Annotated in this window: 13 protein-coding genes; 3 read left to right on the top strand and 10 right to left on the bottom strand. The window is 45.7% G+C overall.

Translation table 11 applies throughout. The annotated features are described in order from the left end of the window. The first annotated feature begins 42 nt into the window (after positions 1-42). Positions 43-1,227: a pyridoxal phosphate-dependent aminotransferase gene (locus ABXT42_RS04205; RefSeq protein ID WP_443629117.1), complete on the top strand. Its 1,185-nt coding sequence runs from the start codon at positions 43-45 to the stop codon at positions 1,225-1,227. Here the strand turns inward: ABXT42_RS04205 and ABXT42_RS04200 are convergent. The 4 genes from ABXT42_RS04200 to ABXT42_RS04185 form a co-directional block, all read right to left on the bottom strand. Further along, a complete protein-coding gene (locus ABXT42_RS04200; protein WP_443629116.1) occupies positions 1,217-2,956 on the bottom strand; it encodes an ABCB family ABC transporter ATP-binding protein/permease in 1,740 nt (579 codons plus the stop codon). The genes ABXT42_RS04205 and ABXT42_RS04200 overlap by 11 nt on opposite strands. Before the next feature lie 62 nt (positions 2,957-3,018). Further along, positions 3,019-3,405, bottom strand: coding sequence for a RidA family protein (locus tag ABXT42_RS04195; protein ID WP_443629115.1), 387 nt, complete (start codon positions 3,403-3,405; stop codon positions 3,019-3,021). A gap of 52 nt (positions 3,406-3,457) precedes the next feature. Next, positions 3,458-4,183, bottom strand: coding sequence for an HAD family hydrolase (locus ABXT42_RS04190; RefSeq protein ID WP_443629114.1), 726 nt, complete (start codon positions 4,181-4,183; stop codon positions 3,458-3,460). Further along, complete coding sequence (locus ABXT42_RS04185) at positions 4,183-5,841, bottom strand: Na/Pi cotransporter family protein (protein ID WP_443629113.1); 1,659 nt, start codon at positions 5,839-5,841, stop codon at positions 4,183-4,185. The genes ABXT42_RS04190 and ABXT42_RS04185 overlap by 1 nt, the downstream gene beginning before the upstream one ends. 194 nt (positions 5,842-6,035) lie before the next feature. Between ABXT42_RS04185 and ABXT42_RS04180 the strand changes: the two genes are divergently transcribed. Together ABXT42_RS04180 and ABXT42_RS04175 are read left to right on the top strand one after the other, a co-directional pair. After that, on the top strand, positions 6,036-6,881 hold the full coding sequence (locus ABXT42_RS04180) for an alkaline phosphatase family protein (protein ID WP_443629112.1): 846 nt from the start codon (positions 6,036-6,038) through the stop codon (positions 6,879-6,881). Positions 6,882-6,920: 39 nt separating this feature from the next. Next, positions 6,921-8,528: a GMC family oxidoreductase gene (locus ABXT42_RS04175; RefSeq protein WP_443629111.1), complete on the top strand. Its 1,608-nt coding sequence runs from the start codon at positions 6,921-6,923 to the stop codon at positions 8,526-8,528. Between the two features lie 61 nt (positions 8,529-8,589). Here ABXT42_RS04175 and ABXT42_RS04170 read toward each other — a convergent pair whose 3' ends face one another. The 6 genes from ABXT42_RS04170 to xdhA all read right to left on the bottom strand — a co-directional run bounded on the left by ABXT42_RS04170 (position 8,590) and on the right by xdhA (position 16,826). Beyond that, on the bottom strand, positions 8,590-9,717 hold the full coding sequence (locus tag ABXT42_RS04170; RefSeq protein WP_443629110.1) for an FAD-dependent oxidoreductase: 1,128 nt from the start codon (positions 9,715-9,717) through the stop codon (positions 8,590-8,592). After that, positions 9,714-10,730: an aldo/keto reductase gene (locus ABXT42_RS04165; RefSeq protein ID WP_443629109.1), complete on the bottom strand. Its 1,017-nt coding sequence runs from the start codon at positions 10,728-10,730 to the stop codon at positions 9,714-9,716. Before ABXT42_RS04165 ends, ABXT42_RS04170 begins: the two co-directional genes overlap by 4 nt. A 106-nt stretch (positions 10,731-10,836) precedes the next feature. Beyond that, on the bottom strand, positions 10,837-12,126 hold the full coding sequence (gene guaD, locus ABXT42_RS04160; RefSeq protein WP_443629108.1) for a guanine deaminase: 1,290 nt from the start codon (positions 12,124-12,126) through the stop codon (positions 10,837-10,839). Next, positions 12,119-12,997: a xanthine dehydrogenase accessory protein XdhC gene (gene xdhC, locus ABXT42_RS04155; RefSeq protein WP_443629107.1), complete on the bottom strand. Its 879-nt coding sequence runs from the start codon at positions 12,995-12,997 to the stop codon at positions 12,119-12,121. The genes guaD and xdhC overlap by 8 nt, the downstream gene beginning before the upstream one ends. Continuing rightward, a complete protein-coding gene (xdhB, locus tag ABXT42_RS04150; RefSeq protein WP_443629105.1) occupies positions 12,994-15,378 on the bottom strand; it encodes a xanthine dehydrogenase molybdopterin binding subunit in 2,385 nt (794 codons plus the stop codon). Before xdhB ends, xdhC begins: the two co-directional genes overlap by 4 nt. After that, the gene (gene xdhA / locus ABXT42_RS04145; protein WP_443629104.1) at positions 15,375-16,826 is read right to left on the bottom strand and encodes a xanthine dehydrogenase small subunit; all 1,452 of its coding nucleotides are present in this window, start codon (positions 16,824-16,826) and stop codon (positions 15,375-15,377) included. The genes xdhB and xdhA overlap by 4 nt, the downstream gene beginning before the upstream one ends. Positions 16,827-16,926 lie beyond the last annotated feature (100 nt).

Here is a 16,926-nt window from a genome sequence, read left to right as displayed (position 1 = left end):
TACCCTATTGTGCAAACCCAATAGTATAACGGAGTTATGCTCGTGACGTGGCCTCTTTCGCAACGAATACACTCATTTAAGCCATCGGCTACAGTGAATATAAGTAACCTAGCTGCCCAAATGCAAGCTGAAGGTAAAGACGTGATAAACCTAGCTATGGGTGAGCCAGATTTTGACACCCCTAGGCACATTATCGACGCTGCAAGCAAAGCTATGGCAGCAGGCCAAACCCGCTACACTAACGTCTCTGGCACCATATTGTTGCGCCAAGCGATCTGTGACAAATACCTGCGAGAAAACAATCTGCACTATCAAGCTAACCAAGTGTTGGTGAGTAATGGGGCTAAACAAAGCATCTACAACCTAAGCGTCGCCTTATTAGAAGCAGGTGATCAGGTGATTATACCTGCACCTTTTTGGGTGTCTTATGCTGCCATGGTGACTATGGCAGGGGCCGAGCCTGTCATCATTACCTGTAACGCATCCCAAGCCTTCAAAATGACCGCTACACAGCTTGCAGATGCCATTACCCCTACTACCAAATTACTCATGCTAAATAGCCCAAGCAACCCCAGCGGCCAAGCTTATAGCTATGATGAATTGTTTGCTATGGGTGAAGTGCTGCGTTTGCATCCAAAGGTGATGGTGGTCAGTGATGACATCTACGAACACATCTATTGGGGTGAGGCGCCATTATATAATCTGCTTAATGTATGCCCTCACTTAATGGATCGATGCGTGTTGGTGAATGGGGTGTCTAAAGCTTACGCCATGACCGGATGGCGTATAGGTTATGCAGTAGGGCCACAGCTTATTATAGAGGCCATGAAAAAAGTGCAGACAGAATCTAGCTCATGCGCTAGCAGTATCAGCCAAGCCGGTGCACAAGCAGCACTCAATGGCCCACAAGACTCATTAAGCACAATGCTGCATGCCTATAAGCTGCGGCATGATTTTGTAGTAGCACAACTTAATGCTATGTCTGGGCTTGCAGCCCTACCCAACCAAGGCACCTTTTACAGCTTTATAAACGCTAGCGCAGCCATGGCTGCACTGGGTTATGAAGATGACATCGATCTTGTTGAGAACATATTAAAGCGCACTGGTGTGGCACTGGTGCCTGGCAGTGCGTTTGGCCTGCCAGAGCACTTTCGCTTATCTTACGCCACACACTTGAGCCTATTGCAGCAAGCCTGTGAAAGGTTAGCGGTGTTCTTTAATCATTAGGTGACTGCTGCATCTTCCACAACAACGCATACTGACCATCAAGAGCAAGCAGCTCTTGGTGGCTGCCTTGCTCTACCACCTGACCATCAGCAACCACCAAAATACGATCAGAATCAACAATGGTAGATAGTCGATGTGCTATAGCTATTGTCGTTTTATTAGATGATATTTTTGCCAACGCTTTAAGAATACTGTTTTCAGACTCTGAATCTAGCGCTGAGGTCGCCTCATCAAAAAGTAAAATAGAGGGGTTTTTAAGCAACACCCTAGCAATAGCAATACGCTGCTTTTCACCACCAGACACCTTAAGGCCACGCTCACCTACAATGGTTTGCACACCCTCTGGTATAGACTCTACAAAGGTGCGCAGCGACGCCATATCTATGGCATTCCAAATATCCTCGTCACTAGCATCCGTGCAGCCATAAGCCACATTATTCCAGATAGTGTCGTTAAACAGCACCGTGTCTTGAGGTACCACACCGATGGCTTGCCTTAGGCTTAGTTGTTGCACGTCTTTCACATCTTGGCCATCAATCCTGATAGTGCCAGCATTCACATCGTAAAATCTAAACAACAAACGCCCAATGGTAGACTTGCCAGAGCCGCTAGGGCCTACAATAGCCACTTTTTCACCAGGAGCCACACTAAAGCTAAGATTTTTTAAAATTTGACGCTGCTTTTGATACCCAAAATCTACCGCTTCAAATTCGATGGCTGCATGATCAACTTTTAATACCGTGGCTTGCGCCTTATCCTGCACAGTAGACTGGCGCTTTAATAAACCAAACATGTTTTCTATATCAGACAAAGCTCTGCGAATTTCACGGTAAATAAAGCCCAAGGCATTAAGTGGCACAAACAACTGTAGTAGATACAAGTTAACCATCACCAAATCACCAATGGTCATGGTACCTTCGGCCACGCCTTTAGCTGCAAGATACATTAAAGCTGTAACTCCTAAGCCAATAATTAACGCTTGCCCCGAGTTAAGTAGCGCTAAAGATAAACGATTATCTACTCTTGCTTGTTCCCAAGCGCTTAAATTGGCACTGTATTGTTTGGTCTCAAAGCTCTCATTATTAAAATACTTTACGGTTTCAAAGTTGAGTAAGCTATCTACAGCGCGAGTGCTAGATTTGCTGTCTAAACGATTCGCTTCTTTTACAAAGCGTGTGCGCCATTCTGTAGTCTTAATACTAAACACCACATAAACCACCACACACACCAAAGTTACAGCCGAAAACCACACATCAAAAGCAAATAGCAAAATCAGCATCACTACGATGAGTTCGATAATGGTGGGTAAAATGTTAAACACCATAAAGCGCATCATAAAGTTAATGCCGTTGGTGCCCCGATCTATGTCCCGGGATATACCACCGGTTTGGCGGCCTAGGTGAAAATCAAGCTCCAACTGATGTAAGTGCGCAAACACTTCTAAGCCCACTTTACTCATGGCACTTTCAGTGACTCGGCTAAACACCGCGTCACGTAGCTCTCCTAAAAATACGGCACCAAAGCGCATGCCACCGTACAACAGGACAAAACCTAAGGGGATAACCAGCAATTGCTCTGGAGTGTCACTATCTAGGGCATCAACGATATGTTTGAAGACCCAAGGGATGACCAACGCCACTCCTTTGGCGCTCACCAATAAAGCCATAGCGATAATCACTCTGGCCTTATGAATCATAAGATAGGGCCACAAGGATTTTAACAGAACCATTAATTCAAGCTCTTTTAATTCCTTTACTTGATGCTGGCCGTAGCCTTGTTTAGCGCTAGTTTTCAAGAGTCTATGTGCAAAATAGCTTCAATTTCCACCTGCACACCTTTAGGCAAAGCAGCAACACCTACAGCAGCACGAGCTGGGTAAGGCTGTGCAATATAAGTGGCCATAATTTCATTGATGGTGGGGAAATTAGATAAGTCTGTCATGGATATATTAAGCTTTACCGCGTCTGCCAAACTACCGCCACTGGCTTGTGCTACCGCTTTTAGATTTTCAAACACTTGTATCGCTTGGGCAGAAAAATCTTGGCTACACACTTCCATAGTCTCTGGGTCTAATGGGATTTGACCAGAAATATAAACCGTATTACCTACCTTAACCGCTTGAGAATAAGTACCGATAGCCGCTGGGGCTTTGTTGGTTGAAATAATAGTTTTAGCCATGGAAAAGACACCTTAAAAATGAATTAAAAAACATGCTGGATAATAGCAGGACTTAAACAAATAAACACGGCAGATCAGCAATAGAATCTAACACTAGGTCTGCGTCAAATTCTAGCTCAGCCCGCACACTAGTGCCTGTGAGCACGCCAACATTGCAGCCCGCTTCAGCACTTTGGCCCATGTGTAGGTCATGGGTATTGTCACCCACCACCATTACTTGTTCAGGCCTTAAACCTGTGTGCTGGCAAAAGCCCAACACCATACCTGGCCCCGGCTTACTACCAAAACCAGAATCATAACCTACAAGATAGTCAAACAGATGCAAACATCCAAAATGCCCAAGAGTGGCTTGAATGCCTGCCTCACTGTCCATGGTAGCCACACCCAATGCTAAACCCTTATCAAATAAAGCAGTTAAGCACGGCACAAGGCCTTCAACAGCCACACTGCTGCCATGAGTAGAGGCTGCAAACATATTGTTCAACAAAGCTTCTACTTCATCTATGGGTTTATTAGCTAACCGCGCCCACACCAAACTGATATCTCGGTTATTGCCTGCAGCTAAAATAGAGCCGCCCAATACACGCTGGGTTTTTAAGTCAAAGCCTGTGGCTTGCAGCATGGTTTGAGCTAAAGCCTGGTTACCATCAGCCACTTTTAGCACTGCAGCGCTAGCTCTTGGCACCCAAGTGTCATGAAAATTTAATAGTGTGCCGTCTTTATCAAACACGATGCCTTTTATTTGGCTAAAATCTACGGGTCGCTTGGTGATGCTCATTAAGGCTTAACCTCGACGTTAGTTTCTGCATGATCATCTTGCGCCACGCTTGCTGCTGGGCTTGTTTCGTTATAACCGCGCCAGCGGCTAGATCTTAGTTCACCTTCACGGTTAAGCACTGGATAAGCAATGGCTGTGAAATGCGAATGAAGGCGCTTAACATCACGCATTAGGTCAGTAAATAACGAGTGTGATATTGGATTAGTTTTGTCTGCTTGCATGGTGCGCTGTTGCTGACCATCTAAAAAGGTTTGATGGCTGGTATTAAATTCATGCTTGGCTTGAATAAGGCCACGGGCACTGCCCACGTCTTCACTCATCATCACCTGAAATGACATGGGCATCACTTTAAAGATAGCCTTCATGCTGGCATCCAAGGCCTCATTTTCGTATTCAGTAAAATCTATATGCAGGTTATTTTTCTTTTTCAAAAGCGAAGTCATGCTGCGCTCTAAGGTGTCACCAGCGTGCTCTATATTGGTAATAAATAATAATAAATCTTGGCAACGATAGCGCTCTTCTTCAGTGAGGTCTTGGCCACCTAACTCTAGCAAATACGCATTAATTTGTTGGTGAAAATCGTCAATAATGTCATCGCTTTGATGTATTTTTTTCTCTAGAGCATCGTATCTTTGAGTCATACCCAAGTGCACTTCACGCAACATGTCTTCTAACAACTCACCCATGGTGAGAGTGTCTCGCACCACGTTAGCAAGCGCAGCAGAGGGCGCAGTATCTTGCACGTCTTTAAGGTATTTGGGGCTAGGTAAAGGCGCTAAGGTTTCTCTTGGCAAGCGTGTGTCTATCCAGCCTGCAAGCTTACTTACTATCAACATACCAAAGGCAGCAACGGTGACATTAAACAAACAATGCATCAATACCAGCTGCCAAGCAGGGTCTACACTTACAAAGTTAAGCACTAAATGCACTTCACTCACCCATGGCGCAAACGCCATAGCGCCGATAGTACGTAATATTAAGTTACCTAAAGGCGCTACTCGCTTAGCGTTGCTAGATTTGCGAGATAAATACACAGGAATAAAAGCACTACCAATATTCACACCTAATATCAGCAACAAGCCTGGCTCCACACCTATAACACCCGCCCCCACAAGGCCTGCCAATAGCAGCACCATAACTAGGCTTGAATGTAATAAAAAAGTGAGTAAAGCGGCAAACAGCATAGCCAACCAAGGCTCTTCTATAAGGCTGCGTAACATATCACTAAACAACTGTGAGCCTTGCAACGGCACCGCTTGTTGGCGCAATAGCCCTAAGGCAAGTAGCATAAGGCCCAAGCCCATAAGTGCTTCGCCAATACCGTGCTGGCGCTTATCCTTGGCACGCAACTCCATAAACACGCCAATAGCTATCAGTAATGGGCTTAGCGCACTTAGGTCAAAAGAAAGCACAAGAGCTACTATGGTAGTGCCTACATCAGCGCCTAATAAAAGGGCTAATCCAGCTTCACCTTGAATACCTAAAGATGCAGCAAGCAAGGCAGATGCGGTGCTACTTTGAAGAATTAGCGTGAGCACCATGCCCAAACCTAATGCCGACCATACGCCGGCAAAACGGTCACGAATAAGGTAGGCTAAGCGCCCACCAAAGGCTCGTTTCATACCCTGCTGCACCCGTTTTAAGCCCCAAATAAGCAAGGCTACCCCGCCTGCTAAACCAATGAGCAGCTGGGTAATACTGGTGTCTGATACGGGGTCGATATGCGCCTCTGATAAAGGTAACTATTGTGTTGGATTGACTTGCATTGCGCAGGGCCTAAATGCCACACTGCAAGCTATGATATAGAGTAACACAAGAACTTAAAAATACTAATAATGGGACCTATATAGTTATGAAAAATAAAGTAATTTTACTCATTCTTGACGGTTTAGGTTATTCCTATGCACGCAAACTCATGGGTAACTTAGAAGGCTGGGTAGATTCTGGTGAAGCACAACTATGGAAAGGCCAATCTGTGTTGCCTTCCGTGTCTGGCCCATGTTATGCCAGCATCCATACAGGGCTTACCCCACAAGACCATGGTGTTACCAGCAACTACCACCAGGGCAAGCTAGAAGATGCCGACATTTTTAGCGCCGTGAAGTCAGCAGGTGGCACCACAGCAGCCGTGGCACATTCGTTTTTTTCAGACTATTTTCAGGCCAGCCCCTTCAACCATTTACGAGACATGGAAGTAGACGATATAAACCGCCCCATTCAGCATGCGCGCTTTTATACCATGGCTGGAGAAAACAAAGCACAACCAGCCACGCCATCAGACATCGATCTTTTTTGGCAAATGAGTTTGCTTATTCAGCGCCACCAGCCAGATTACTTTTTATTCCACTCCAGCACCCTAGACAGCTTAGGCCATCACTATGGGTTTGACTCTATAGAAATAGACAAAAACTGCTATACCATTGATGCTGCCTTAGGCGACTTTATACCGCGCTGGCAAGAGCAAGGCTATGACGTGATAGTAACCGCAGACCATGGCCAAAGTGCACGCGGGCACCACGGTGGCACCGAAGCGATCATGCGTGACATCCCCATTTACTACTTTGCCAACCCCCACAACCCTATTCAAGGGCCATCAACCAACCATGTGATTGCTCAAACTGCCCTTGCCCCAAGCATATTGCAGCGCATGGGCATCCCTATACCTGAGTCGATGCAAGCCAGCCCTGTGTGGAAATAGTAACCACCTAGTCTCTAAATAATAACAATAAGGCACACCATGGCAGATCATTATTACGACTACATTATTATCGGCGCAGGCTCCTCTGGATGCGTATTAGCAAACCGTTTAAGTGCAAACCTAAATTGTGAAGTGTTATTACTAGAAGCAGGCCCAAAAGATACAAACCCATTGATCCATATGCCTGCAGGCATCGCTTTTTTGCTTGATCATAAAAAGCTCAGTTGGCGCTACCAATCGGCCCCCCAAGAGGCTATGAATCAGCGCCAAATCCCTATACCAAGAGGCAAAACTTTAGGCGGCTCTAGCGCGATCAATGCCATGGTGCACATACGTGGCCAAAAAGAAGATTACGACGCATGGCATGCTTTAGGCAATGCAGGCTGGAGCTATGATGATGTGTTGCCTTTTTTTCGTCAATCTGAAACAAACCTAGGCGCCAATATAGACCCAGGATTTCATGGTAGCAATGGCCCTTTGATCATCAGTGATCGATCTTACACTCATCCTTTAAGCGATCAATTTGTAGCCTCTGCCGTGGCTACAGGCATGACACATAACCATGATTTTAATGGGCAAAATCAAGCGGGGGTGGGTCGCTACCAAGTGGCGCAAAAAAAATCTAAACGGTGCAGTGCCGCAACTGCCTTTTTACATCCTATTGCAGACCGACCTAATCTAAAAATCATCACAGGCGCCCATGTTAGGCGTATTATTATAAAAGAAGGCAAAGCTCTAGGCGTAAGTTATCAAGTAGATAATAGAGTAAACCATGCCTTTGCCAGCCAAGAAGTTATCCTCAGTGCAGGTGCCATCGGCTCACCTCAATTATTGATGCTTTCAGGCATAGGCCCTGCAGACGAGCTGGCCAAGCACAACATTAAAATGCATGCACATTTGCCAGGGGTGGGTAAAAATCTGCAAGACCACCTGAACGTGTCAGTGTTGGCTCGCACCAAAGGTGCAGATAGCCTTTATGGCATCAACAAAGGTATGGGCGCTATCACCACAGGCTTGCGCTATTTTTGGAACAAATCAGGCCCAGGAGGCAGCAATGCGGCTGAAAGCGGCGCTTTTGCCAGCTCTTCGTTTAGCCCTAATCGACCAGATATTCAGCTACATTTTATCCCTTTAATGATATTCCCCAAACCTGTACCTGAAATTAAACAGCATGGTGTCACTATTCATGCCTGCAATTTGCGCCCCACAGATGCCGGACAAGTCACCCTAGCTAGCGACAAACCTAAAGACGCACCCATTATTGACCAGCGTTTTTTACAAACTCGAGGCAACATAGATCGCATGCGTGAAAGTGTGTATATGTGCAGAGACATACTTAACAGCGGCCCCTTTGCGCAGCTTATACGCAATGAATATGCCCCAGGTAATGAAGTGCTGTCAGATGCACAAATATGCAACTACATAAAAGCCACAGCAGAAACGGAATATCACCCCGTAGGCACCTGCGCCATGGGCCAAAGCGAAATGGCTGTGGTGGATGCAGCATTGCGTGTGTATGGCATTAAAAATCTACGTATTGCCGACGCATCCATCATGCCTAACCTTATAAGCGGCAACACCAATGCCGCCTGTGTAATGATAGGGGAGAAGGCCGCGGCTATGGTTATAGCGGATGCTAACCAATAGGTTTTCAATAGCAGTATTTCCTATGCAGTGGCCAACTTTTTTTGACCACTGCATACCAAGCCTATTTGGCTTTAAAGCGATTCATAAAGCTAATATCAATGTGGTTTTTCAACCGCCAAACCCAACGCCCATGCAGCGCAACATTCATCTTAAAAGGCCCCAAATTAAAGCCATAGCTGGCGATAGCACTTTGGTCTGCACAGGATATTAAATATAAATTGTTGTGCCGCGGCCAATAGGCTCGCAAAGTGGCTGAGTTATTAGTGGCTAGAAGATTATAGGCCAGTTGCTTACCTGCTCGAATAGCGTGCACTCCAGAGCGCTGTAAGTGTGTGGTGGGCCTGCTGCAAATATCTCCAGCGGCAAATACATTAGGATGAGAAACACTGCGCTGAAACTCATCCACCAGTACAAAGCCCTCAGCATCCAAAGCTAACCCAGAGTCCCCAAAAGATAGAGCTGGTTTTGCAGTGCTTACACGCAGGTGGAAGTTTTGCATACTGGGTTTGGCTACGTTAGCAGACATGGCTTGTGAAAAATCTATGTATTCATACACCAAGGTAATGTGGGCTTTTTTTAGCTGGCGCATTATCAAATGGCGCACCTTGCTGTTAAAACTGCTCATCACACCATTTGGGCCTGCATAAATAATAATCTTATGTTCCAGCTTAGCTCTATAAGGCATCATGTGACGCGCAGCAAGCGCAATTTCTACAGCACCAGCGCCGCCACCAGCTATGGTAAGCGTGGCAGGAAGTTTGAGGTTTAGTTGCTGCTGCCACGTTTGCCACGTTTGTGTAAAGGCATCAAAAGGCTTTACTGCAACCCACTCATTAAGCGCTGCAATATTGCCAACCAAGTTGGGCTGGCTACCTATGGCAAGAGACAAAAGATCGTAATCAAGGGCACTTTCATCATGCAAAACCAGCTGCTGCTGTTGCGCATTGAAATGGGCAAGTTTTCCAAGAATAAAAGTCACCCCTGCCCTTGAACACAAATTTTGCAAATCTATCTGGCAGGTTTCCAGCGCATAGGTATTGTTGATCCAGCCAGGCAACATGCCAGAATAAGCCTGTTTTTTAGTGGGTGATATCAAGCTGATTTTTAAACTTGGACAAGGTTTATTGATGAGCTGCTCAAGCATGATCACATGGGCGTGCCCACCGCCTACTAAAACCAGATGCTTCATAAAGATTGTAGCTCACAGTCAAACTGTTCTGTAGTCACGCTAGCTTGGGCCCTATCGCTATATCTAGCACCACTTACTGTGTGTTGATTGATCAGCTTGTTTAGTTGGCCCATCACTTCATCATCTAGCAATAGGTTATTGGCGCCTATATTTTCTTCTAGGTGCTCTAAATTTTGGGTGCCTGGAATAGCGATGACGTTTTTACCTTGGGCAATCACCCATGCCAATGCAAGCTGCGCAGGAGTGCAACCTTGGCGTTTAGCCAAATTAAAATAAGCAGGTAATAAAGACAAGTTTTTGGGGTAGTGGTGGGCATCGAAGCGCGGCATGCTTTGGCGCAAATCTTGCTCACTAAACAACGTGGTGTCATGTAATTTATTAGTTAAAAAACCCCTGCCTAAAGGGCTGAAAGCCACATAAGCGGCACCAATTTGTTGGCTGGCTTTAAGCACTTCTATTTCTGCATTACGTGTCCACAAAGAATATTCTGACTGAATAGCACTAATGGGGTGCTCTGCATGGGCTTTATACAGATCGTTTGCGCTGATTTCAGACACCCCCACTGCGCCTATTTTACCTTCGCGCGCTAAGTCGCCCAAGGTGCCTATGCTGTCTTCAATAGGCACTGTGAAGTCACGCCTGTGTAAATAATACAGGTCTATATGATCAGTTTGTAAGCGTTTTAGGCTGGCTTCACAAGTTTGTCTTATATACTCAGGCCTGCCATTCACATGGGGTTTACTGTCAGGTGTTTGACCAAAGCCACATTTACTTGCCAAAAAAAACTCACTACGCCGCGCGTTAAGAAATTGGCCTAGCATGGTCTCGTTGTGTCCATGACCATACACTGCTGCTGTATCTAGCATGGTGTAGCCTAGATCTAATGCTTTGTGAAGAAAGGTTTTGCAATGAGTATCGCTACTTTTTTCACCGTAGCCGTGAGATAGGCTCATACAGCCCAAACTCACTGCAGATACGCTTTGGTTGGCAAGTAGTCGTGTGTGGTTGGCCATGGTGTAGCTCCTTTAAAAAGCACTAACATAAAATACCAGGCCTAGTTTCTAGGCTTAGCAGTGCTTTGTAAAGCGCGTTTTAAGCCAGTGTGCAACAAGCGCCAAGTTAACTCACCACACCCATCACATTAGTCTCAGCGATGACTCTGTCATCACCTATAGTTTGTAATACAAACCATAGGTCTCGCCAGCCCTTACAGTGGCTAGTTCTAAATTTCAACAAATCTGTAGCGTTTGGATCTAACAACAAAAAATCGGCTTCTTTGCCGACACAAAAACTACCAATTTTATCATCTAGATCAAGGGCTTTAGCGCCGCCTAAAGTAGCAAGATAGAGGCTTTGTTCTGGGCTAATGTTATGGCCTTTTAATTGCTGCATTTTATAACCATCTGCTAGGGTATGCAGCATGCTAAAGCTAGTGCCACCTCCCACATCAGTACCCATGCCTATTTTGATGCCATAATCTTGCAGCTTTTTCATAGGGAATAGCCCTGAGCCAATAAACAAGTTAGAGGTAGGGCAATGGGCAATGGCGCTGTCTGTTTTTACCAGCCTGTCACACTCTTCATCACATAAGTGAATGCCGTGAGCAAATACGCTGCGCTTGCCCAGCAATCCTGCTTGGTCATAGACGTCTAGATAGTTTTTTGCCTTAGGAAAGAGCTCTTTCACCCACTCTATTTCATCTACATTTTCAGATAAATGGGTGTGCATATACACCCCTTCATGTTCGGCTAATAAGCGACCTGCAGCTTTTAGCTGCTCATCTGTTGAGGTAGGCGCAAACCTTGGTGTAATAGCATATTGTAAACGATCTACCCCGTGCCATCGTTGGATAAGCTGCTTGCTTTGGTCGTAACTAGATTGGGCAGTGTCCAGCACATTATCTGGCGCGTTGCGATCCATCATCACTTTACCCGCAATAATGCGCATGTTGTGTGCTTGTGCTTCGCTAAATAGTGCATCTACAGAGTCGCTATGCACAGAACAAAATACCAAGGCTGTAGTGGTGCCATTTTGTAATAGTTGGTTAATAAAGACCTTAGACACCGCGGCCGCTTTTTCTGGGTCTTTAAAACTTGCTTCCACTGGAAAGGTATAGGTGGTTAACCAATCTAAAAGCTGTGTGCCATGAGCTGCTATCATTTGTGTTTGCGGATAATGAATATGGCAATCCACAAACCCTGGCACTAAAAGATACTGGCTACAGTCTTCTATTTTAGTGGATTGCTCAGGGGTTAGTTCATGCTCTAAAGACTCATAAGGGCCCATTTTATGCACTAAACCATGTTTTACCCATAGCAACGCATCTGCGTGATACTCCACTGCGTTAGCATCTTTGTCTGGTTCACCTAGGCAGTGTAATAGTGGTCCTCTTAGCAAACGCTCAGACATGATGTAACGCCTCTTTTGTCGATGTATTTGCTATATTAATATTTACTTTGGTAGCTTGCTGGGTAACGCCTTGCGCGTTTTGATATAACTCCATCACTTGGGCTGCTATAGCAATGGCGACTTCCATAGGGTGCTTGCCACTTATTCCAGCTTTGCCCATGGGACAATGCAAATGTTCAATAGTAGTTTGCGCATAGCCTTTTACTGCAAGCCTTTGGGCAAACTTACGCCCTTTAGTCACCGAGCCAATCACGCCTAAGTAGCTGCTATCATCTCTATCAAGTACCGCTTGAGTGAGCGCTAAGTCGACCCCATGGTGATGGGTCATTATTAAATAACAGCTGTTTGGCATACAATCTGCCACATGGTCTTGGGGGTGCTCTTCATGCACGCCCTTCACCCCTTCTGGCAATTGTTTAGGCAGCATGTCATAGCGGCTATCTACCCATGTTACTTGCACGGGTAATTGAGCTAACAATGGTACCAAGGCCCTACCTACATGGCCTGCACCAAACACCACTACTGGCATTTTGTTGGCACTAAACACTTCATACATTAAGCTCACCTTGCCACCGCAGCATTGGCCCAAGCTAGCTCCAAGGGGGTAATCAACTAGTTGGGTTGAGCCTTTTGCGGCAGCTTTATTGGCTGGTCTATTGATTAGCACATCAGCTAACATTTCACGGGCGTGGGCCACAGCTTTATACTCTAAGTGCCCACCACCAATCGTATCAAACTGCTGCTTTTTAGTGACTAATATTTTACTGCCTACACCTCTTGGAGATGAGCCTTGCAAAGCCACAATGCTCACCAGCGCATAGCTTTGGTTTTGCTGCTCGCATTGCCATTGGGCTTTAAGCCAAGCTTTCATGATGCGCCTCTTGTAGTTTTTTCAGCCTGTTCTTTGGCCTCTTGCAGTGCCCACAGCACACGCTCTGGTGTGGCTGGCGCATCAAGCTGAGGGTTGGCTTTTTCGCCTCCAAAAGCCCATATAGCATCGCGCAGTGCGCTCCACACCGAAATACCATGCATAAATGGCGGTTCTCCCACGGCTTTAGAATGGTAAATAGTAGCTTCATGGTTTTTGCTATTTTGTAGCAAGGCCACATTAAACTGCTTAGGTGTATCACCTACTGCAGGGATTTTATAGCTAGCACCCGCGTTAGTTTGCAGGCGGCCATCTTGGCCCCACACAAGCTCTTCAGTAGTAAGCCAACCCATGCCCTGAATAAAGCCCCCTTCTACTTGTCCCAAATCAATGGCGGGGTTAATGCTTTCACCCACATCATGCAATATATCCACTTGGGACACAGTGTAAGTGCCTGTGTACGTATCTACTTCTACTTCACTTACAGAGGCGCCACAAGAATAATAGAAAAATGGCCTGCCTTTTGCTTGTTCACGATCATAATGAATTTTTGGTGTGCGATAGTAGCCTGTGGCAGACATGGAAATGCGCGCTAAATAGGCTTCTTGTGTGAGCTGTGCAAACGATATTTGATGCTTGGGCCAAGACACATTACCTTGGCTAAATTCTATATCTTGCGCATCCACTTGGTAGGTTTCTACTAGGTAATCTACTAAGCGTTGTTTAATGGTCAATGCTGCGTTGCGCGCGGCTTGGCCATTAAGGTCTGTACCACTTGAAGCCGCTGTAGGTGAGGTGTTTGGCACTTTATCGGTGCGGGTGGACGTCACTTCTATATGGGCCAAGGGCAAGCCTAGCTGCGCAGCCACTATTTGAGCAATTTTAGTATATAAACCTTGGCCCATTTCTGTGCCACCATGGCTTACTTGCACTGTGCCATCGGTGTAAATGTGCACTAATGCTCCTGCTTGATTAAGGAACATAGCGGTGAAAGAAATACCAAACTTTACTGGTGTTAAGGCTAAGCCTTTAATATAACGACCACCGGTTTTAACTGCGGCTTGATTGTGGCTGCGTATAGCTTCTCTGCGGCCCCAATAATCACTAGATTCCACTAATTCGTCAATAATTCGAGGCAAATCCACATCCGTTACCGTCTGGTGATAGGGGGTGGTATTACGCTCATCTTCACCATATAAATTGATCTGTCGTATTAACAAAGGGTCTTTGCCAAGGCTGCGTGCAATATCATCCAACATTTGTTCTGCTAGCATCATGCCTTGTGGCCCACCAAAGCCTCTAAATGCTGTATTTGAAACGGTATTTTGAAACCAACGATGGCCCGTAATAGTAGCTGCTGGAATGTAATAGGCATTATCTGTGTGAAACATCGCTCTATCGACGATGGCATCAGATAAGTCTGGGCTACAGCCACATAAACCATTTAGCTGTGCATCTAGTGCCGTAATACGTCCAGCATTATCAAAACCCACTTGGGCTTGGTTTACAAAAGGGTGGCGTTTCCCTGTAAGAGCCATATCATCACTACGAGCTAAACGTAATTTAACCGCCTTTTGATTGCGCACTGCAAGCAACGCAGCAAGGCAGGCCCATTGTGCAGCTTGGGTTTCTTTACCACCAAACCCACCACCCATGCGACGCATATCTACCACTACTTTGTGCATAGGCAGGTTTAACACCTGCGCAACCAGCTTTTGCACTTCACTAGGGTGCTGGCTAGAGCAGTGCACCAATACACCGCCATTGTCTTGTGGAATTGCCAAAGACACTTGTCCTTCAAGGTAAAAGTGCTCTTGCCCGCCTACCTTTTGGTCGATGTTAAGGGTGTTAATAGATTGCTTTAAGGCCTCTTTACTGTCGCCTTTTATAAGGCTGTGACTGGGCCGAACCTGTTTATTGCTTAACTTTGCATCTGCTAAGGTTAAGATGGGGTTTGTAGATTCAATTTCTGCTTGGCCTAATCGCGCTGCTTTACGAGCTGCATCACGTGTAGTTGCCGCTACGGCAAACAAAGGCTGGCCAAAGTAGTCTATACGCTCATCCACCAATAACGCATCACCACTGAACACTGGGCCTATGTCCGTTTGGCCCGGTATATCTTTTACAGTGATCACATCCACCACGCCCAAAGCATTAGCGACATTTGTTAAGTCTTGGCTCTTTAGTAGGCCAGACGCTACATTAGCCATACCCACATAAGCGTGTAAGCAGCCCTGAGGCGCTGCAATGTCATCGATATAAAGGGCTTTGCCAGTGAGATGCAGCTTGGCACTTTCATGGGGCGTAGCTTTACCCAACATATGTGATTTTTCAGTGGGCGCAAGGGTTACTGTTTTAGGGTTAAGTTCTGGTAATTTTCTCATGCAAAAGCCTCCTGTAAGAAACCTTGTATGAGATTAGCTGTCACCTGTTGGCGATAGGCTGCACTGGCTCTCATGTCATCTATTGGCTGGTAATCTTGGGCTAGCATCGATGGCACTTGGCTCAAAAGTTTGGGGGTTAATTGTTTGCCCAAAAGCTGACCTTGGGTATTGGTAGCCATTTTAGGGATAGCTGCCATACCACCACAGGCAATACTAATCTGGGTAATAATGTCTTGCTGTAAAGTGACACTCATCGCTACACAAGTAGCTGATATGTCATCTTCGGCGCGCTTACTTACTTTTTCTACAGATACCTGCATCGCCTTTGACGGTAAAGGTATAATAAGGCTATGAATAAATTCACCACTAGCCAAGGCATTTTGCTTATAACCTAAATAAAAATCTTTTAATGCAATAGTGCGCTGATTCATACCTTGTTGCAGCAACAACTTAGCTTCCAACACAAGCAATAGTGGTGGCGTGTCCGCAATGGGTGAGCTGTTAGCAATATTCCCCACCAAGGTCGCTCTATTACGCACTTGTCGTGAAGCAAAGCGAGCTAGTAAATGAGTCATTACAGGCAACCTTTGCCCACAAAAGGCTTCTACTTCGCTCAGGCTTACACCAGCACCTATATGCATTTGGTTATCACACACTTGTATTTGCTGGAGCTGGGCTACACCAGACACATCGATCAAGCTATCCATGGATTTAAGGCCTTGGGTAATATCTAACGCCAAATCTGTAGACCCTGCCACAAGCCTTATATTGGGTGCGGCCTCATAAGCTAAAGCAAGCTCTTCTAAGCTACTAGGTGTTTGATATGCTGGTGTCTGAAAATCTTTGGAGCTTAAAGAGTCGGCGGTTTTCGCCTGCATGGTTTGCAGCTGTTTAAAACAACGGTCATACCCACCCATTAACTCAAACAGAGGGTCTTTACTTCTATCCATGGGTGCTAATTGGTCTGCTGCTAAAAGAATAGGCTGGTAACCAGTGCAGCGGCATAGGTTGCCTGATAAAGCTAACTCAACACCATGGCGGTGCTTTGCAAAGGCTTCTGGACTAGATAATACACTTGGCTTCGTATTGAGCCACCATACGACCAAAGACATGACAAACCCCGGGGTGCAAAAACCACATTGGCTAGCGTGGCAATCTATCAAGGCTTGTTGCACTGGGTGTAATTGTTGCGCCTGTAAACCGTCTAAGGTGATCACATGTGCGCCATCAAGGCTACCTAATAAAGCAATGCAGGCATTGACACTTTGATAGGCAATAACCCCTTGTTGAATGCGACCCACTATTACAGTGCAAGCCCCACAGTCACCTACTGCGCAGCCCTCTTTAGTGGCACTTAAGTGCGCAGACTCTCTTAACCATTGTAATAAGGTAATGTCTGCAGCTGGTTCAATTATTTGAGTCGCTGTTTGATTCAATAACACGCGCATTTGCTGTACTCTAATTAGTTAGAGTATTATCTTCTCAATAGTTGTCTATATAGTCAACTTTTCATTTGACCCAATATAATGCTTAATATACATTAGCGAT

The sequence above is a fragment of the Candidatus Njordibacter sp. Uisw_002 genome, assembly GCF_047730155.1.
Taxonomy (GTDB): domain Bacteria; phylum Pseudomonadota; class Gammaproteobacteria; order Pseudomonadales; family Balneatricaceae; genus Njordibacter.
Note: the sequence above shows the minus strand (reverse complement) of the source record. Positions and strands in the feature narration are given on the sequence as shown.